Genomic DNA, 17,389 nt, shown 5'->3' with positions numbered 1-17,389 from the left:
TCCGTCGATCCTGCTTTTTTGGATTCCCTTAGTAGGGAAGAGTTGAACTTCAACGGCCTGGCTAACCTGTGTGACACCGCAAGGAGTTCGACAATGTTGCGCACTAACATTTCCGCTAGAGCACTGTCCGGTGGTTTGCTCGACGTACTGATTCGCGCCGGGCTGATTACGGTGCTGGTACTGTTTTGCTTCCAGATCTTCCACCCCTTTCTCAACCTGATGCTCTGGGCAATGATTCTGGCCATCACCCTGTATCCACTGCATGGGCTCATCAAGCGCAAGCTGGTCAACAAGGACGGTCGTGCCGCCACCCTGATCGTGGTGGTAGCCCTGGCTTTGCTGATGGTGCCGATCTACTTGCTGGGCACCTCGATCAGTGAGTCGGTCCAGGCCACCCTGGCGATCCTCAAGTCCGATACGTTGCAGATTCCGCTTCCCAGCGAAAAAATCGCCTCCTTGCCACTCATTGGCGAGCCGCTCTATGGCTACTGGATGCAGGCCGCCACTGACATGAGCAGCGTGGTGATGAAGGTACTGCCCTATATCAAGTCCGTCGGCCTGACCTTGTTGGGCAAAATGGCCGACGTTGGCGTGGGCTTTCTATTGTTCATCGGTGCCCTGATCATTGCCGGCGTGTTCATGGCCTACGGCGAAAATGGCGAAAGAAGCGCCCTTGCCATCACCTCGCGCCTTTCCGGACCAGAGCGTGGGCCACGCATTACCGTACTTTGCACTGCAACCATCCGCGCGGTCGCCCAAGGCGTAGTGGGCATCGCGTTTATCCAGATGTTGCTGGTTGGCGTGGGCTTCGTGCTCATGGGTGTCCCCGGTGCCGGGCTGCTGGCCATGGTGGCGCTGTTGATGGGAATCATGCAATTGCCGGTGCTGCTGGTGACCATCCCGGTGATCGCTTATGTCTTCGCCACCGAAGGGACCAGCCTGGCCACCGTCGTGTTTGGCATCTACAGCCTGATCGCCGGGATGGCCGACAACGTCCTCAAGCCGTTGATGCTGGGTCGTGGCGTCGATGTCCCGATGCCGGTGATTCTGATTGGTGCCTTGGGCGGCATGGTGAGCGGCGGCTTCATCGGTTTGTTCATCGGGCCGGTTGCGCTGGCGGTGGGCTACCAACTGTTCTGGCAATGGGTCCAGGACCAACCGACTGTCGAGGTCCTGAACGAGACACCCGAGATCGAGGCGTTGAACGAGACACCGACGATAGAGGCAACGAACGATCAGCGTCCTGTCTGAGGAGTTTGCGCTTGATGCCACGCCCTGCTCGCATCAGCCGGCTTCTGCTCTTTAGCACCGTCGTCCTGGGGGGCTGCGTGCAACTGGGCCCGGATTTCCAGTCGCCGGCCCAGCCCTGGGTCGACCACTGGAACAGCCCGGCCCTGGAGATCGCCGGCCAACAACACGCGCAACCTGACAGCCGTCAATGGTGGCGCGTGTTCAACGACCCGGTGCTGGACCATTTGATGGCCGAAGCCGATGCCCACAACCCCGACCTGCACGTCGCTGGCCTGCGGGTCATGGAGTCCCGGGCGCAATTGGGTATCGCCCTGAGTGGACGCTACCCGCAATTGCAGCAGGCCAGCGCCGACAGCCTGTACCTGAACCGTCGACAGTCGGGCGGCGCCAACCCCCAGGACACGAATTTCTGGCAACACAGCGTCGGCTTCGATATCGGCTGGGAGCTGGATTTCTGGGGGCGTTTCAGCCGTGCCATCGAGTCGGCCGATGCGTCCTGGTTTGCCGCCCAGGCCAACTACGAAAATGCCCTGGTGCTGTTGCACGCGCAGCTGGCACAAAACTACTACGCCTTGCGCACCGCCGAGGCGCGCCTGGCCATCGCCCGCAGCAACGCCAAGCTGCAAAAACGCAGCTACGAGATCACCGAGCGCCTGTTCAACAGCGGGGCCGAAGCCGAACTCGATCTGCAACAAGCCAAGACCCAGTACCTGGGCACCCTGAGCACCATCCCGGACTTCGAGAGCCAGGTGGCGAGCCTGCGCAATGCGTTGTCCACCCTGATCGGCCAGCCGCCCGGCTCGATCCCTGACCTCAATCGCAACACCGGCTTAGTGCCGCTGCTCGATACCGCGGTCTTGCAAGATGTGCCGGCCAACCTCCTGGTGCGACGCCCCGATGTACGCGCTGCCGAGCTGCAAGTAGCAGCGCAGTCGGCATTGATCGGTGTGGCCGAGACCGACCTGTACCCCTCCATCAGCCTGCTGGGCAGCATCGTCTGGTCCGCCAGCTCGCTCAATGGTGCGTCCAACACCCTCGACATGGTGGCCGGCCCCAGCCTGCGCTGGGACATCTTCGACCACGGCCGGATCACCAACAACGTTCGCGTGCAGGACGCGCGCTTGCAGCAATTGATCGTTATCTACCAGGACAGCGTGCGCCAGGCGGCACGTGAGGCCGACGATGCCGCGACCGGCTTGATCAAGGCACTGGAGCGCGACCAAATTCTCAGTGACGCATCGGTGGCCGCCCAACGTTCGGTGACCCTGGCCAACGCCCAATACCGCGAAGGCTATTCGGATTTCCAGCGCGTGCTGGATGCCCAGCGAGCCCTGTTTGCCCAACAGGATACCTATCTGGTCAACCGTGGCACCGCGGTCAACAGTCTGATCGCCCTGTACAAAGCCTTGGGCGGAGGTTGGTACAGCGACCAGCCGATAGTCGACCCGGCCACCCGCAAACAAATGCAAGAACGGACCGATTGGGGCGATCTGCTCGACGAACCGAAGGAAAGTGCCCATGACTGACAGCCAACAACCGGCCGCCGAGAAAGCCCCGGCACCCGCCGCCGACCCTGCGAAAAAAGCGATCAACTGGGTGGTGCTGCTGATCATCCTGAGCCTGGTCTGGTACCTGATGGCCGACCGCTACACCCCCTACACGCAACAGGCACGGGTGCAGGCCTTCATTGTACCGGTGGCCGCCGAGGTATCCGGTCGGGTGACCAAGGTGCATGTACGCAACAACCAGGACGTCAAGGCCGGCGAATTGCTGTTTGAAGTCAATCCGGAGCAGTACCAGATCGCCGTCGATCGCGCCCGCGCCGACCTTGAATCGACCCGTCGCCAGGTAGGCGCCAACACCGCCGGCGTCGACTCCAAGCAAGCGTCCCTGCGTGCATCCCAGGCCAACGAGCTCAAGGCACGCCAGGACATCCAGCGGCTTGAACGCCTGTACAGCGAAGACCCGGGCACCATCTCCCTGCGCCGCCTGGAGATATCCCGCGCCACCCTGTCAGAATCCATCAGCCAGGTCGCCGCGGCCAAGGCCGAAGTGCAACGTGCACGGGAACAACAGGGCGGTAACGAAGACGAAAACGCCCAACTGCTCAGCGCCGCCAGCAACCTTGAAAAAGCCGAGCTGGACTTGAGCAACACGAAGATCCACGCACGCTCGGCCGGCCTGATCACCGATTTGCGCACCGATGTCGGCCAGTTCGCCGCCGCCGGTGCTCCGGTGATGACCCTGATCGCTATCCACGATGTGTGGATCAGCGCCGACATGACCGAAAACAATCTGGGAAGCGTGCAGCCCGGGACGCCGGTGTCCATCATCCTCGACGCCCACCCGGGCAGAATTTTCAAAGGCCATGTGCGCAGCGTCGGCTATGGCGTCGATATCGGCCAGACCACCCAGCCGGGCAGCCTGCCGACAGTAGAGAACAGTCGCGATTGGCTACGCCCTGCCCAGCGCTTTCCGGTCATCATCGAGTTCGAGCCCGGTGAGTTGACCGGCCCGCAAGGTATCCGGTCCGGCGGACAGGCCGAAGTCATGGCATTCCCGAGTGAAAGTAACCCGCTGAATATCCTGGGTCGCCTGTTCCTGCGCGTGATGAGCTGGATGTCCTATGCGTATTGAGCGTCCGGCCCGGGTTCAGCGCGCCCTGCGCCTGAGCTTCGGTACGGCGCTGTGCCTGGCGACGAGCTTTGGTCTGGCCCTGCCCATCCCGTTCCTCTCGCCGATGCTGGCGCTGATGATGCTGGCAGCGATGAACCGACCGTTGCCATTCAAGGCCAGCCTGGGCCTGATCCTGATCCTTATGCTGACCACCGGGACCGGCCTGCTGCTCATTCCCCTGCTGCGTTACTACCCGTTCAGTGGCGTGCTGCTGGTCGGACTGTGCCTGTTCATGGCCTTCGGTTATGGCCTGCGCGGCGGCAACCCGCTGGTGGCAACCTTCCTGGTGGTGGGCCTGACCTTGATCAGTTCGGCCGGAACCGCTGAATTCGCCTTGGCGCTTGAAGTGATCGTGGCCTTGGTCAAGGGCCTGTTCCTGGCCGTCACCACGCTGACCATCAGCCATTGGCTGTTTCCCGACCCCGCCAGTGCCCCCGCGGCCAAACCCGGACCGAGCCTTACGCCAACCGAAAGCGGTTGGCTGGCGCTACGGGCCACGCTGGTGGTGCTGCCGACTTTCCTGCTGGCCATGATCGACCCGGCCAGCTACCTGCCGATCATCATGAAAGCCGTCAGCCTCGGCCAACAAAGCTGCGCGACCAGCGCTCGCACCGCCGGCCAGGAATTGCTCGGCTCGACCCTGCTCGGCGGCCTGATGGCGATCCTTTTCTGGTGCGCGCTGAGCCTGTTCGTCAACCTGTGGATGTTCTTTCTGTGGATGCTGCTGTTCGGATTGCTGGCGGCCAGAAAGCTCTATGGCCTGTCCCTGACCCGACAACCACCGAGCTTCTGGCTCAACAGCCTGGCGACCCTGATCATTCTGCTCGGCCAATCGGTGCAGGACAGTGCCGCGGGCAAAGATGTCTACACAGCCTTCGCCATTCGTATGGGCCTGTTCATCCTGGTGACCTTGTATGCCTGTGTGATGGTCTATCTGCTGGACACGCGGCGTAAGCGTCGAATTACGACCGCCTAGAAACAGAAAAACCCCCTGAAAAGGGGGTTTTTCATCTGTGGATAACTTATTCCACAGTAACCGACTTCGCCAAATTGCGCGGCTGGTCAACATCGGTGCCCTTGAGTACGGCGACGTAGTACGACAGCAGCTGCAGCGGGATGGTGTAGAGAATCGGCGACAGGATGTCGTGGATGTGCGGCATGTGCACCACGTGGGTGCCTTCACCGTTGGTCATGCCGGCCTTCTCGTCTGCGAAGACGATCAACTGGCCACCGCGGGCGCGGACTTCCTGGAGGTTGGACTTCAGCTTCTCCAGCAGTTCGTTGTTCGGCGCCACAGTCACCACTGGCATGTCGTTATCCACAAGCGCCAACGGGCCGTGTTTCAGCTCGCCGGCCGGATAGGCTTCGGCGTGGATGTAGGAGATTTCCTTGAGCTTGAGTGCCCCTTCCATCGCTACCGGGAACTGCGCGCCACGGCCGAGGAACAGCGTGTGGTGTTTCTCGGCGAACAGCTCGGAGATTTTTTCCACGGTGCTGTCCATGGCCAGCGCTTCGCCCAGACGGGTCGGCAAACGACGCAGTTCTTCGACCAGCGTCGCTTCGACGCCTTTGGCCAAGGTGCCACGAACCTGACCCAGGGAAAGCGTCAGCAACAACAGGCCAACCAGTTGCGTGGTGAAGGCTTTGGTCGATGCCACACCGATTTCGCGACCGGCCTGGGTCAACAGGGTCAGATCGGATTCACGCACCAGCGAACTGATACCGACGTTGCAGATCGCCAGGCTGGCGAGGTAGCCCAGTTCCTTGGCGTTGCGTAGCGCGGCCAGGGTGTCGGCAGTTTCACCGGACTGGGAAATGGTCACGAACAAGGTGTCCGGCTGCACCACTACCTTGCGGTAGCGGAATTCGCTGGCGACTTCGACCTGGCAAGGAATGCCGGCCAGTTCTTCGAGCCAGTAACGCGCGACCATGCCGGCGTGGTAACTGGTGCCGCACGCGACGATCTGTACGTTGCGTACTTTGGCGAACAGTTCGGCCGCCTGTGGGCCGAATGCCTGTACCAGTACCTGATTCTGGCTCAGACGACCTTCCAGGGTGCGCTGCACCACGGATGGTTGCTCGTGGATTTCCTTGAGCATGAAGTGGCGGAACTCGCCCTTTTCAGCGGCTTCGGCACCGTCGCGATACTGCACGGCTTCGCGCTCGACAGCCTGGCCGTTGACGTCCCAGATCTGCACGCTGTCGCGGCGGATTTCGGCGATATCGCCTTCTTCCAGGTACATGAAGCGGTCGGTGACCTGACGCAGGGCCAACTGGTCGGACGCCAGGAAGTTTTCCCCCAGGCCCAGGCCGATCACCAGCGGGCTGCCGCTGCGGGCTGCGACCAGACGATCAGGTTGCTTGGAGCTGATCACTGCCAGGCCGTAAGCACCGTGCAACTCTTTGACCGTTGCCTTGAGGGCCACGGTCAGGTCGCTCAGATCCTTGAGTTTGTGATTCAGCAGGTGAGCGATGACTTCGGTGTCGGTGTCCGAGGTGAACACATAACCCAGGGCCTTGAGTTGTTCACGCAGGGCTTCGTGGTTTTCGATGATGCCGTTGTGCACTACTGCCAGGTCGCCGGAGAAATGCGGGTGGGCATTGCGCTCGCACGGTGCACCGTGGGTGGCCCAGCGGGTGTGGGCGATGCCCAGACGACCGACCAGCGGCTCGTTGGTCAATGCCTGCTCCAGTTCACTGACCTTGCCCGGACGACGCAGGCGCTCGAGTTTTTCATCGTTGGTGTAGACCGCCACGCCAGCGCTGTCATACCCACGGTATTCGAGGCGCTTCAGGCCTTCGACGAGGATGGCGGTGATGTTACGTTCTGCGACTGCGCCGACAATTCCACACATGCTATTTCTCCTGACTGACAGCCGCGCATATCAAAGTGATGCCGCGGGCCTGAATCTGATCGCGAGCCTCAAGTGGCAGGCGTTCATCGGTAATAAGGGTATGGACACTGCTCCAGGGCAGTTCCAGGTTGGGAATCTTGCGGCCGATCTTGTCGGCCTCCACCATCACGACCACTTCGCGGGCGACTTCGGCCATGACTCGGCTCAGCCCGAGCAGTTCGTTGAAGGTGGTTGTACCGCGAACCAGATCGATGCCATCGGCACCGATAAACAACTGGTCGAAATCGTAGGATCGTAGTACCTGCTCGGCAACCTGCCCCTGAAAGGACTCGGAATGCGGGTCCCAGGTACCCCCGGTCATCAATAGCACCGGTTCGTGCTCAAGCTCGCTCAGGGCATTGGCGACATGCAACGAGTTGGTCATCACCACCAGGCCGGGTTGCTGGCCGAGTTCCGGGATCATGGAGGCGGTGGTACTGCCACTGTCGATAATGATGCGCGCATGCTCGCGTATCCGCGCGACGGCGGCACGGGCGATGGCTTGCTTGTATTTGGAAACCGGCTGACCAAGGTCCGCGACCAACTCCTGAGGCATGGTGATCGCCCCGCCGTAACGACGCAGCAATAGACCATTGCTTTCAAGCGCCGCCAGATCCTTGCGAATCGTAACTTCCGACGTTTCGAAGCGCTTGGCCAACTCATCCACACTGACTTCGCCCTGCTCATTGAGCAAGGCGAGGATATTGTGACGACGCTGAGGGGTATTGCGCTTCGACATGAGCTGGTAAGTTTCGTTTCGAAAGATAACGGAAGCAATCAAAACCTATCAGCGAAACTTCGTCAAGCGCCATGCGATAAAAAGAGCTGTGGATAAGTAAAAAAAATCGCAGTCTCCGGCAGTTCCTACACAGGATTTTTGGTCACCCTGTAGGAGCTGCCAAAGGCTGCGATCTTTTGATCTAACGAACTGTGGATAACTCAGCTCTTCTTGATCTTCTCCGGCCGCTTCCAGCCATCGATGTTCCTCTGACGACCACGCCCGATGGCCAACTGGGATTTATCCACAGTTGAGGTAATGGTCGAGCCGGCCGCTGTGGTAGCACCATCCAGGATATCCACAGGCGCCACCAACGAGTTGTTGGAGCCAATGAACACATCTTCACCCAGCACGGTTTTCCACTTGTTCGCGCCGTCGTAGTTGCAGGTAATAGTGCCAGCACCGATGTTGGTGCGCGCGCCCACTTCGGCATCGCCCAGATAGGTCAGGTGACCGGCCTTGGCGCCTTCGCCCAGGTGAGCATTTTTCAACTCGACGAAGTTACCCACATGGGCTCGCGCTTCCAGCACGGTGCCTGGACGCAGACGCGCGAATGGGCCGGCATCGCTGCCTTCACCCAGAATGGCACCTTCGATATGGCTGTTGGCCTTGATGACCACGCCTTTGCGCAGGGTGCTGTCCTTGATCACACAGTTCGGGCCGATCACCACATCGTCTTCGATGACCACCTTGCCTTCGAGGATCACGTTGATGTCGATCAGCACGTCGCGGCCTACTGTCACGTCTCCACGCACGTCGAATCGTGCCGGGTCGCGCAGCGTTACACCTTGAGCCATCAAACGACGACCGGCGCGCAATTGATAATGCCGTTCCAGTTCGGAAAGCTGCTTGCGGTCATTGGCGCCCTGCACTTCCATGGCATCGTGCGGCTGCTCGGTGTCCACCACCAGACCATCGCTCACGGCCATCGCAATGATGTCGGTCAGGTAGTACTCGCCCTGGGCGTTGTTATTGGAAAGTCGGCTCATCCAGTCGCCAAGACGGGCAAAAGGTAGCGCCAGAATGCCGGTATTGCCTTCGGTGATCTTGCGTTCAGCTTCGTTGGCATCTTTCTGTTCGACGATGGCCGCAACCTTGCCGGCAGCATCACGAACAATCCGACCGTAACCGGTCGGGTCATCCAGTTCGACGGTCAGCAAGCCCAACTGCTGCGGCCCCACCTTCTTGAGCAAGCGCTGCAGGGTATCGACTTCGATCAACGGCACATCACCGTAGAGCACCAGCACGGTGTCGGCCTGAATGAACGGCACGGCTTGGGCAACGGCGTGACCGGTACCCAGTTGTTTATCCTGCAGGACGAAGTTCAGGTCATCCGCCGCCAGGCGTTCGCGCACGGCATCGGCACCGTGACCGATCACGACGTGGATGCGCTGTGGATCAAGTTGCCGGGCGCTGTGGATAACATGGCCAAGCATGGAGTTGCCGGCAATCGGGTGCAAGACTTTCGGCAAAGCGGAACGCATGCGCGTGCCTTGGCCAGCAGCAAGAATAACGATTTCAAGAGACATGACTGGCTACCAATCCTGGGTGGTCAGCGGCTGCGACCAGGTTGTAAAAGTTGGAAAAGAAAAAAGGGTAGCCGAGGCTACCCTTTTTAATCAATCACACAACAAGTGCTGCCTTAGTGGCCGAACTTCTTGCGGATCTGCTGGACGGTGCGCAGCTGAGCTGCAGCCTCGGCCAGACGTGCGGCAGCAGAACCGTAATCGAATTCCGCGCCCCGCTCATGCAGTGCCTTCTCGGCAGCCTTGACGGCTTCCTGAGCGGAGGCTTCGTCCAGGTCGGCAGCACGTTGCACGGTGTCGGCAAGAACCTTGACCATGTTCGGCTGAACCTCGAGGAAACCACCGGAGATGTAATACACCTCCTCTTCCCCGCCCTGCTTGACCAGGCGGATCGGACCTGGCTTCAGATTAGTGATCAGCGGCGCGTGACCCAGGGCGATACCAAGATCACCCAGTGCACCGTGCGCAATCACCATCTCGACCAGACCGGAAAAGATTTCTCCTTCCGCGCTGACGATATCGCAATGGACTGTCATAGCCATCTGATTGCCTCAACCTAAATTAGCGCCCGTTGCCGGGCGCCGGGATTACAGTTTCTTGGCTTTCTCGATCGCTTCTTCGATGCCGCCAACCATGTAGAACGCTTGTTCTGGCAGGTGGTCGTAGTCACCGTTGAGGATGCCTTTGAAGCCAGCAATGGTGTCTTTCAGGGAAACGTATTTACCCGATGCACCGGTGAAGACTTCAGCCACGAAGAACGGCTGCGACAAGAAGCGCTGGATCTTACGAGCACGGTTTACCAACTGCTTGTCGGCTTCCGACAGCTCGTCCATACCCAGAATCGCAATGATGTCCTTCAGTTCTTTGTAACGCTGCAGAACATACTGAACGCCGCGAGCGGTGTCGTAGTGGTCCTGGCCGATTACGTTCGGGTCCAGTTGGCGCGAAGTCGAGTCGAGTGGATCGACCGCTGGGTAGATACCCAGGGAAGCGATGTCACGGGACAGAACGACGGTAGCGTCCAAGTGGGCGAAGGTGGTCGCTGGCGACGGGTCGGTCAAGTCATCCGCAGGTACGTATACCGCTTGGATCGAGGTGATCGAACCTTCCTTGGTCGAAGTGATACGTTCTTGCAGAACGCCCATCTCTTCAGCCAGGGTCGGCTGGTAACCTACTGCCGAAGGCATACGGCCCAGCAGTGCGGATACTTCAGTACCGGCCAGGGTGTAACGATAGATGTTGTCGACGAACAGCAGAACGTCGTTACCTTCGTCACGGAACTTCTCGGCCATGGTCAGGCCGGTCAGTGCTACGCGCAGACGGTTTCCCGGCGGCTCGTTCATCTGACCGTAAACCAGTGCCACTTTGTCCAGAACGTTGGAGTCCTTCATCTCGTGGTAGAAGTCGTTACCCTCACGAGTACGCTCACCCACACCGGCGAACACGGAATAACCGCTGTGCTCGATGGCGATGTTACGGATCAGTTCCATCATGTTTACGGTCTTGCCTACACCGGCACCACCGAACAGACCGACTTTACCGCCTTTGGCGAACGGGCAAACCAGGTCGATAACCTTGATGCCGGTTTCCAGCAGGTCGTTGCCGCCTGCCTGTTCAGCGAACGAAGGCGCTGGACGGTGAATGCCCCAACGCTCTTCGGTAGCGATTGGACCAGCTTCGTCGATCGGGTTGCCCAGAACGTCCATGATCCGGCCCAGAGTCGCTTTACCGACCGGTACGGAGATGGCTGCGCCAGAGTCGACAACGTCCAGACCGCGCTTCAAGCCTTCGGTGGAACCCATCGCAATGGTACGAACCACGCCGTCGCCCAGCTGCTGCTGAACTTCCAGGGTGGTCCCGGCCGCGCTTTGTACAGTCAGCGCGTTGTAGATGCTCGGTACGCTGTCGCGTGGAAATTCCACGTCGATAACGGCGCCGATGATTTGAACGATACGTCCGCTACTCATAGCTGGATCCTCTGAATATTTGAACCGTTAAACCGCGGCAGCGCCGCCGACGATTTCCGAGATCTCTTGGGTGATCGCAGCCTGACGCGCCTTGTTGTAGACCAGCTGCAAATCGCTGATCAAATCACCGGCGTTGTCGGTAGCGTTCTTCATCGCGATCATCCGCGCAGCTTGTTCAGCCGCGTTGTTCTCGACCACCGCCTGGTAGACCTGCGACTCCACGTAACGGACCATCAAGCCGTCCAGCAGCTCCTTGGCATCCGGTTCGTAGAGATAGTCCCAGTGGTGCTTGAGGTCTTGATCCGGGGTTGCCACCAGTGGAATCAACTGCTCCACGGTAGGCTGTTGCGTCATGGTGTTGATGAACTTGTTGGACACCACGGACAGGCGGTCAATACGGCCGTCCAGGTAGGCATCCAGCATCACCTTGACGCTGCCGATCAGATCATTGATCGACGGCTCTTCACCCAGGTGGCTGATAGCTGCAACGACGTTACCGCCGAAGTTGCGGAAAAAGGCCGCACCCTTGCTACCAACGACACACAGATCGATCTCGACGCCGTTTTCGCGGTTTACCGCCATGTCCTTGACCAGGGCCTTGAACAGGTTGGTGTTCAAGCCGCCGCACAGACCACGGTCACTGCTCACTACGACATAACCCACACGCTTGATTTCGCGGTCGATCATGAACGGGTGGCGGTATTCCGGGTTGGCGTTGGCCAGATGCCCAATTACCTGGCGGATACGCTCCGCATAAGGACGGCTAGCAGCCATGCGCATTTGTGCCTTGCGCATTTTGCTGACCGCCACTTTTTCCATGGCGCTGGTAATCTTTTGCGTGCTTTTGATGCTCGCAATCTTACTGCGAATCTCTTTTGCGCCTGCCATGTAACACCTATCAGGTTAGCAAGCGGGAGCCTTGCGGCTCCCGCTGCGGCTTACCAGGTTTGGGTGGCCTTGAACTTCTCGATACCGGCTTTCATGCCAGCGTCGATTTCGTCATTGAAGTCACCTTTCACGTTGATCTTCGCCATCAAATCGGCGTGATCGCGGTTGAAGAAAGCAATCAGCGCTTGCTCGAAGCTGCCGATCTTGGCGATTTCAACGTCAGTCAGGAACCCACGCTCAGCGGCATACAGCGACAGCGCCATGTCAGCGATCGACATTGGTGCGTATTGCTTCTGCTTCATCAGCTCGGTAACGCGCTGACCATGCTCAAGTTGCTTACGGGTCGCTTCGTCCAGGTCAGAAGCGAACTGGGCGAATGCCGCCAGTTCACGGTACTGAGCCAGAGCGGTACGGATACCACCGGACAGCTTCTTGATGATCTTGGTCTGAGCGGCACCACCCACACGGGATACCGAAACACCGGCGTTCACTGCAGGGCGGATGCCCGAGTTGAACATGGCCGATTCCAGGAAGATCTGACCGTCGGTGATGGAAATCACGTTGGTCGGAACGAACGCGGAAACGTCGCCAGCCTGGGTTTCGATGATCGGCAGTGCGGTCAGGGAACCGGTTTTGCCGGTCACTGCGCCGTTGGTGAACTTCTCTACGTATTCTTCCGAAACGCGGGATGCGCGCTCCAGCAGACGGGAGTGGAGATAGAACACGTCGCCTGGGTAAGCTTCACGGCCTGGTGGACGGCGCAGCAGCAGGGAAATCTGGCGGTAAGCCACTGCTTGCTTGGACAGATCGTCATAAACGATCAGCGCGTCTTCACCGCGGTCGCGGAAGAATTCACCCATGGTGCAACCGGAGTACGGTGCCAGGAATTGCAGCGCAGGAGATTCCGAAGCACTGGCAGCCACGATGATCGTGTTGGCCAGGGCGCCGTTTTCTTCCAGCTTGCGAACCACGTTGGCGATGGTCGATTGTTTCTGACCGATTGCTACGTAGACGCAGAAAATGCCGCTGTTCTTCTGGTTGATGATCGCGTCGATCGCCAGAGCGGTTTTACCGATCTGACGGTCACCGATGATCAGCTCACGCTGGCCACGGCCGACAGGGATCATGGCATCGACAGCCTTGTAGCCAGTCTGTACAGGCTGGTCTACCGACTTACGCCAGATCACGCCTGGAGCAACTTTCTCGACCGCGTCGGTCTCGGTGTTGCCCAGTGGACCTTTGCCGTCAACAGGGTTACCCAGTGCGTCGACTACGCGACCCAGCAGTTCCTTACCAACCGGAACTTCCAGGATGCGGCCAGTGCACTTGGCGCTCATGCCTTCAGCCAGAGACTGGTATGCGCCCAATACAACGGCACCTACGGAGTCTTGCTCCAGGTTGAGGGCCATACCGAAGACGCCGCCCGGAAACTCGATCATCTCGCCGTACATTACGTCGGCCAGACCGTGAATCCGCACGATACCGTCAGATACGCTGACGACAGTGCCTTCGTTACGGGCTTGGGAGGTCACATCGAGCTTGTCGATGCGGCCCTTGATAATTTCACTTATTTCGGAAGGATTGAGTTGCTGCATTGCTCTGCTGCCCCTTCAAACTCAAGATTTCAATGCTTCGGCAAGTTTCGCGATTTTGCCGCGAATCGAGCCATCGATAACCAGGTCGCCGGCGCGGATGACGACACCACCAATAAGGGCAGCGTCCTCCGCAACTTGCAGGCGCACTTCCCGGTTGAGTCGTGCACTGAGAACCTTGGCGAGTTTGTCTTGCTGTTCTTGGTTCAATGCGAAAGCACTGGTCACTTCAACGTCTACCGACTTCTCTTGCTCGGCCTTGTACAGGTCGAATAGAGCGGCAATCTCCGGCAACAGCGGGAGACGGTCGTTTTCGGCAACGACGTGGATGAAGTTCTGTGCCTTGGCATCAAACTTGTCGCCGCACACGTCAATGAACGTGGCGGCCTTTTCTGCGCTCGTCAGTCGCGGGGCCTTGAGCACGCGCTGCATGGTGTCGTCTTCCGACACCGCTGCAGCCAGGCCGAGCATGGCTGACCAATTGGCCAGTTGCTGGTGGGCCTGAGCGTGCTCGAAGGCCGCCTTAGCGTAAGGTCGGGCCAACGTGGTCAGTTCTGCCATGATCGCCCTCGCTTAGATTTCAGCAGCCAGTTGGTTAACCAGCTCTGCGTGCGCGTTTTGATCGATTGTGGCACCCAGGATCTTCTCGGCGCCGCCGACTGCCAGCAAGCCCACTTGGGCACGCAGCGCGTCTTTGACACTGTTCAGTTCCTGTTCGATCTCGGCTTGAGCCTGAACCTTCACACGGTCAGCGTCGACACGGGCTTTTTCAACAGCCTCTTCGACAATCTGGTTACCGCGTTTCTTGGCTTGCTCGATGATTTCAGCTGCCTGAGCTTTCGCTTCGCGCAGTTGGTGACCCGCTTTCTCTTGGGCCAACTCCAGGTCGCGAGCTGCACGGCTGGCAGCGTCCAGACCATCAGCGATCTTCTTTTGACGTTCGTGCAGAGCCGCAATGACCGGAGGCCATACGAACTTCATGCAGAACAGTACAAAAATCAGGAACGCAACGGACTGGCCAATCAGGGTCGCATTAATGTTCACGCCAACACCTCGCAGTTACGTTGTCCATCACACCAAATTACCCGGAAGATCCGAGTAATTAGCCAGCGATTTGACCAACGAACGGGTTCGCAAAGGTGAAGAACAGAGCGATACCAACACCGATCATGGTTACGGCGTCGAGCAGACCGGCAACGATGAACATTTTAACTTGCAGCATTGGAACCATTTCTGGCTGACGCGCTGCGCCTTCCAGGAACTTGCCGCCCAGCAGGCCGAAACCAATTGCGGTACCCAGTGCGCCCAGGCCGATCAACAGTGCAACAGCGATAGCGGTTAGACCAACTACAGTTTCCATCTTTCCTCCCGACTTTTACGTCGTATGGTTTAGGTTTTTTAGATTAAAGCGGTAAAACAAATCGTTTCAGATGCCCCGTAAGGAGCACCTTCCCGTTTTACCGGGAAGGACATCAGACTAGTCGAGACTGGTCTTAATGGTTTTCTTCGTGTGCCATCGACAGGTAAACGATGGTCAACATCATGAAGATGAACGCCTGCAGGGTGATGATCAGGATGTGGAACACAGCCCACGCCCACTGCAGAACAACGCCCAGGCCACTAAGCCAGAGCAGACCGCTGCCGAACATCACAGCAATCAGAATGAAGACCAGCTCACCGGCGTACATGTTGCCGAACAGACGCAGAGCCAGGGAGATCGGCTTGGCGATCAGGGTCACGAATTCCAGCAGGAAGTTCACCGGGATCAGCAGGGCCTGAACGAAAATGTTCTTGCTGCCGAACGGATGCAGGGTCAGCTCGCCGATGAAGCCGCCGAGGCCCTTGACCTTGATGCTGTAGAAAATGATCAGTGCGAAAACCGAGAACGCCATGCCCAGGGTCGCGTTCGGGTCGGTGGTCGACACGGCACGGAACGGGATGTGGTGGTCGCCGGTGATCAGGATGGCCAGCTGAGGAATCCAGTCGACCGGTACCAGGTCGACGGCGTTCATCAGGAACACCCAGACGAAGATGGTCAGTGCCAGCGGTGCAATCACCGGGCTGCGGCCATGGAAGCTGTCTTTCACGCTGCCATCGACGAATTCGACCAATACTTCAACGAAGTTCTGCAAAGCACCTGGCTGACCCGAAGTCGCTTTCTTTGCCGCCATACGGAAAAGAAGAACGAAGATCAGACCCAATGCGACCGACCAGCCGAGGGTATCGACGTGGAAAGCCCAGAAGCCCATTTCCTTGGCTTCTGCTGCGGTGTGGGCAAAGCCCCAGCCGCCGGTAGGGAGCTGACCGAAAGTCAGGTTCTGCAAGTGGTGCTGGATATAGCCCGAAGCGGTTGTTTCTGCCATGGTTGCCTCAAACGCCCTAAGGTCTCGAAAGTCTTGTTCTCATCAGCAGGGGAGCGAACCAGCTGACTGACTGAGTCAGCACGAAGGCACCGAATACTGCAATCGGCGCCAGTGGCTTCACACCTGCAAACACCAGTGCAAACAGCACTGCCGTCAAAATCAGTTTGCCTGCCTCGCCGGCATAAAAAGACCGGACGATGGACTGGGCCGCTCGAGCGCCGGAAAACCGAAATGCCCTGTGAGCGAAATAAACATTGGGTAGCAAGGCTATCAGGCCTCCGCAGAGTCCCGAGTACCCGGCAACGACTCCATATCGGTACCAAAGCGCCAAAGCGGCAATCAGCAATACGACAAATTGAGCCATTAACACCGGAAAAACTGCCAGGCGATGGAAGGGCAGGCGGTTTGGCGTGCGGGTTTCCATCACTTTTACTCTCCAATGGTCGGCTGCCGAAATTCAATAACTTGGCATAATTTGTGCCGACAAAATGCGCGCAGAGTATAGGGGCGGTTCTGCCCCTATTCAACTGTCAGGTAGTGATTTCCGACTGCGCGCTACATGAGGAAATGTTTCAGCGGATATGTGCAAGTACGCCTTGAAGCTCATCCAGTGAGTTGTAGCCAATCACTAACTGCCCTTTACCCTTCTTACCGTGGCGGATCTGCACCGCAGAGCCTAGGCGCTCGGCCAGGCGCTGTTCGAGACGAGCAATATCCGGGTCCGGTTTTGCCGCTTCCACAGGCTCCGGTTTACCACTCAACCACTGGCGAACCAGTGCCTCTGTTTGGCGCACGGTCAGCCCGCGTGCGACAACATGTCGCGCCCCTTCAACCTGTTGAATTTCCGGTAAACCGAGCAAAGCACGGGCATGACCCATTTCCAGGTCGCCGTGGGACAACATGGTCTTGATGACTTCCGGCAGGGAAATCAGGCGCAACAGGTTAGCCACGGTCACCCGCGACTTGCCCACGGCCTCGGCCACCTGTTGCTGGGTCAGCTGGAACTCCTGCTGCAAACGCTGCAGGGCCACCGCTTCTTCAATCGGATTCAGGTCTTCGCGCTGGATGTTCTCGATCAGCGCGATGGCGATCGCGGTTTCATCGGGTACATCGCGAACCATCGCCGGGATCGTTTCCTGCCCGGCCTGCTGGCTGGCGCGCCAGCGACGTTCGCCGGCGATGATCTCGAAGCGGCCGCCGCCGATCGGGCGAACCACGATAGGCTGCATGACGCCCTGGGCCTTGATCGACTGCGCCAGCTCTTCGAGCGCCTGCGGATCCATGTCACGACGCGGCTGGTACTTGCCGCGCTGGAGCAGATCAAGGGGAAGGTGCTGCAGCTCACGCAGATCGGCTTGCGCCGCTTGTTCTTCCAGCGAGCTGACAGTCGGACCACTCAACAGAGCATCCAGTCCACGTCCGAGACCTCGTTTCTTGACGGCCATGGGGATTCC

At 58.9% G+C, this 17,389-nt stretch carries 17 protein-coding genes; 4 read left to right on the top strand and 13 right to left on the bottom strand.

Annotated elements, in window-relative coordinates:
* The first annotated feature begins 93 nt into the window (after window positions 1-93).
* Genes ACM6IT_RS07100 through ACM6IT_RS07085 form a run of 4 tightly spaced genes read left to right on the top strand, consistent with a single transcriptional unit; the run spans window position 94 to window position 4,903 of the window.
* Complete coding sequence (locus ACM6IT_RS07100; protein WP_056726782.1) at window positions 94-1,251, top strand: AI-2E family transporter; 1,158 nt, start codon at window positions 94-96, stop codon at window positions 1,249-1,251.
* A gap of 14 nt (window positions 1,252-1,265) precedes the next feature.
* Complete coding sequence (locus tag ACM6IT_RS07095) at window positions 1,266-2,777, top strand: efflux transporter outer membrane subunit (RefSeq protein ID WP_414913586.1); 1,512 nt, start codon at window positions 1,266-1,268, stop codon at window positions 2,775-2,777.
* Window positions 2,770-3,888 carry an HlyD family secretion protein gene (locus ACM6IT_RS07090; RefSeq protein WP_414917745.1) on the top strand — a complete coding sequence of 373 codons (1,119 nt, stop codon included), beginning with the start codon at window positions 2,770-2,772 and terminating at the stop codon, window positions 3,886-3,888. Before ACM6IT_RS07095 ends, ACM6IT_RS07090 begins: the two co-directional genes overlap by 8 nt.
* Window positions 3,878-4,903 (top strand): DUF2955 domain-containing protein, encoded by a 1,026-nt coding sequence (locus tag ACM6IT_RS07085; RefSeq protein ID WP_056726779.1) that lies wholly within the window; start codon window positions 3,878-3,880, stop codon window positions 4,901-4,903. Before ACM6IT_RS07090 ends, ACM6IT_RS07085 begins: the two co-directional genes overlap by 11 nt.
* Window positions 4,904-4,949: 46 nt before the next feature.
* Here the strand turns inward: ACM6IT_RS07085 and glmS are convergent, their stop codons facing one another.
* The 13 genes from glmS to ACM6IT_RS07020 all read right to left on the bottom strand — a co-directional run bounded on the left by glmS (window position 4,950) and on the right by ACM6IT_RS07020 (window position 17,380).
* Window positions 4,950-6,782, bottom strand: coding sequence for a glutamine--fructose-6-phosphate transaminase (isomerizing) (glmS, locus tag ACM6IT_RS07080; RefSeq protein ID WP_414913589.1), 1,833 nt, complete (start codon window positions 6,780-6,782; stop codon window positions 4,950-4,952).
* 1 nt (window position 6,783) lies between these two features.
* Entirely contained in the window at window positions 6,784-7,560 is a 777-nt protein-coding gene (locus tag ACM6IT_RS07075) for a DeoR family transcriptional regulator (RefSeq protein WP_008018362.1), read from the bottom strand.
* 200 nt (window positions 7,561-7,760) lie between these two features.
* A complete protein-coding gene (glmU, locus tag ACM6IT_RS07070) occupies window positions 7,761-9,128 on the bottom strand; it encodes a bifunctional UDP-N-acetylglucosamine diphosphorylase/glucosamine-1-phosphate N-acetyltransferase GlmU (RefSeq protein WP_056726777.1) in 1,368 nt (455 codons plus the stop codon).
* A 113-nt stretch (window positions 9,129-9,241) separates the two neighbouring features.
* A complete protein-coding gene (locus ACM6IT_RS07065) occupies window positions 9,242-9,667 on the bottom strand; it encodes a F0F1 ATP synthase subunit epsilon (protein ID WP_007969909.1) in 426 nt (141 codons plus the stop codon).
* 45 nt (window positions 9,668-9,712) lie between these two features.
* A complete protein-coding gene (gene atpD / locus ACM6IT_RS07060) occupies window positions 9,713-11,092 on the bottom strand; it encodes a F0F1 ATP synthase subunit beta (protein ID WP_008045671.1) in 1,380 nt (459 codons plus the stop codon).
* Window positions 11,093-11,119: 27 nt separating this feature from the next.
* A complete protein-coding gene (gene atpG / locus ACM6IT_RS07055) occupies window positions 11,120-11,980 on the bottom strand; it encodes a F0F1 ATP synthase subunit gamma (protein WP_008045673.1) in 861 nt (286 codons plus the stop codon).
* A 50-nt stretch (window positions 11,981-12,030) separates the two neighbouring features.
* Entirely contained in the window at window positions 12,031-13,575 is a 1,545-nt protein-coding gene (atpA, locus tag ACM6IT_RS07050) for a F0F1 ATP synthase subunit alpha (protein ID WP_030132553.1), read from the bottom strand.
* 21 nt (window positions 13,576-13,596) lie between these two features.
* Entirely contained in the window at window positions 13,597-14,133 is a 537-nt protein-coding gene (locus tag ACM6IT_RS07045) for a F0F1 ATP synthase subunit delta (RefSeq protein WP_008045680.1), read from the bottom strand.
* A gap of 12 nt (window positions 14,134-14,145) precedes the next feature.
* On the bottom strand, window positions 14,146-14,616 hold the full coding sequence (locus tag ACM6IT_RS07040; RefSeq protein ID WP_008045681.1) for a F0F1 ATP synthase subunit B: 471 nt from the start codon (window positions 14,614-14,616) through the stop codon (window positions 14,146-14,148).
* A 58-nt stretch (window positions 14,617-14,674) separates the two neighbouring features.
* Window positions 14,675-14,932: a F0F1 ATP synthase subunit C gene (atpE, locus tag ACM6IT_RS07035; RefSeq protein WP_003097235.1), complete on the bottom strand. Its 258-nt coding sequence runs from the start codon at window positions 14,930-14,932 to the stop codon at window positions 14,675-14,677.
* 133 nt (window positions 14,933-15,065) lie between these two features.
* Complete coding sequence (gene atpB / locus ACM6IT_RS07030; protein WP_095943038.1) at window positions 15,066-15,935, bottom strand: F0F1 ATP synthase subunit A; 870 nt, start codon at window positions 15,933-15,935, stop codon at window positions 15,066-15,068.
* A 16-nt stretch (window positions 15,936-15,951) separates the two neighbouring features.
* On the bottom strand, window positions 15,952-16,359 hold the full coding sequence (locus ACM6IT_RS07025; RefSeq protein ID WP_008045685.1) for a F0F1 ATP synthase subunit I: 408 nt from the start codon (window positions 16,357-16,359) through the stop codon (window positions 15,952-15,954).
* Between the two features lie 148 nt (window positions 16,360-16,507).
* Entirely contained in the window at window positions 16,508-17,380 is an 873-nt protein-coding gene (locus tag ACM6IT_RS07020) for a ParB/RepB/Spo0J family partition protein (protein WP_056726775.1), read from the bottom strand.
* Between the last annotated feature and the right edge of the window lie 9 nt (window positions 17,381-17,389).

It is taken from the genome of Pseudomonas sp. IT-P4, assembly GCF_949767755.1.
GTDB classification, from domain to species: Bacteria; Pseudomonadota; Gammaproteobacteria; order Pseudomonadales; family Pseudomonadaceae; genus Aquipseudomonas; species Aquipseudomonas monachiensis.
The sequence above is the reverse complement of the archived record's forward strand: the minus strand, read 5'-3'. Positions and strand labels throughout refer to the sequence as shown.

What these genes read in the sequence shown, in the direction of transcription:
- ACM6IT_RS07095 (WP_414913586.1), top strand. Translation starts at nt 1,266, where the DNA reads ATGCCACGCCCTGCTCGCATCAGCCGGCTTCTGCTCTTTAGCACCGTC.
- glmU (WP_056726777.1), bottom strand. Translation starts at nt 9,128, where the DNA reads ATGTCTCTTGAAATCGTTATTCTTGCTGCTGGCCAAGGCACGCGCATG.
- ACM6IT_RS07065 (WP_007969909.1), bottom strand. Translation starts at nt 9,667, where the DNA reads ATGGCTATGACAGTCCATTGCGATATCGTCAGCGCGGAAGGAGAAATC.
- atpE (WP_003097235.1), bottom strand. Translation starts at nt 14,932, where the DNA reads ATGGAAACTGTAGTTGGTCTAACCGCTATCGCTGTTGCACTGTTGATC.
- ACM6IT_RS07045 (WP_008045680.1), bottom strand. Translation starts at nt 14,133, where the DNA reads ATGGCAGAACTGACCACGTTGGCCCGACCTTACGCTAAGGCGGCCTTC.
- atpG (WP_008045673.1), bottom strand. Translation starts at nt 11,980, where the DNA reads ATGGCAGGCGCAAAAGAGATTCGCAGTAAGATTGCGAGCATCAAAAGC.
- ACM6IT_RS07085 (WP_056726779.1), top strand. Translation starts at nt 3,878, where the DNA reads ATGCGTATTGAGCGTCCGGCCCGGGTTCAGCGCGCCCTGCGCCTGAGC.
- ACM6IT_RS07025 (WP_008045685.1), bottom strand. Translation starts at nt 16,359, where the DNA reads ATGGAAACCCGCACGCCAAACCGCCTGCCCTTCCATCGCCTGGCAGTT.
- ACM6IT_RS07100 (WP_056726782.1), top strand. Translation starts at nt 94, where the DNA reads ATGTTGCGCACTAACATTTCCGCTAGAGCACTGTCCGGTGGTTTGCTC.
- atpB (WP_095943038.1), bottom strand. Translation starts at nt 15,935, where the DNA reads ATGGCAGAAACAACCGCTTCGGGCTATATCCAGCACCACTTGCAGAAC.
- atpA (WP_030132553.1), bottom strand. Translation starts at nt 13,575, where the DNA reads ATGCAGCAACTCAATCCTTCCGAAATAAGTGAAATTATCAAGGGCCGC.
- ACM6IT_RS07075 (WP_008018362.1), bottom strand. Translation starts at nt 7,560, where the DNA reads ATGTCGAAGCGCAATACCCCTCAGCGTCGTCACAATATCCTCGCCTTG.
- ACM6IT_RS07020 (WP_056726775.1), bottom strand. Translation starts at nt 17,380, where the DNA reads ATGGCCGTCAAGAAACGAGGTCTCGGACGTGGACTGGATGCTCTGTTG.
- atpD (WP_008045671.1), bottom strand. Translation starts at nt 11,092, where the DNA reads ATGAGTAGCGGACGTATCGTTCAAATCATCGGCGCCGTTATCGACGTG.
- ACM6IT_RS07090 (WP_414917745.1), top strand. Translation starts at nt 2,770, where the DNA reads ATGACTGACAGCCAACAACCGGCCGCCGAGAAAGCCCCGGCACCCGCC.
- glmS (WP_414913589.1), bottom strand. Translation starts at nt 6,782, where the DNA reads ATGTGTGGAATTGTCGGCGCAGTCGCAGAACGTAACATCACCGCCATC.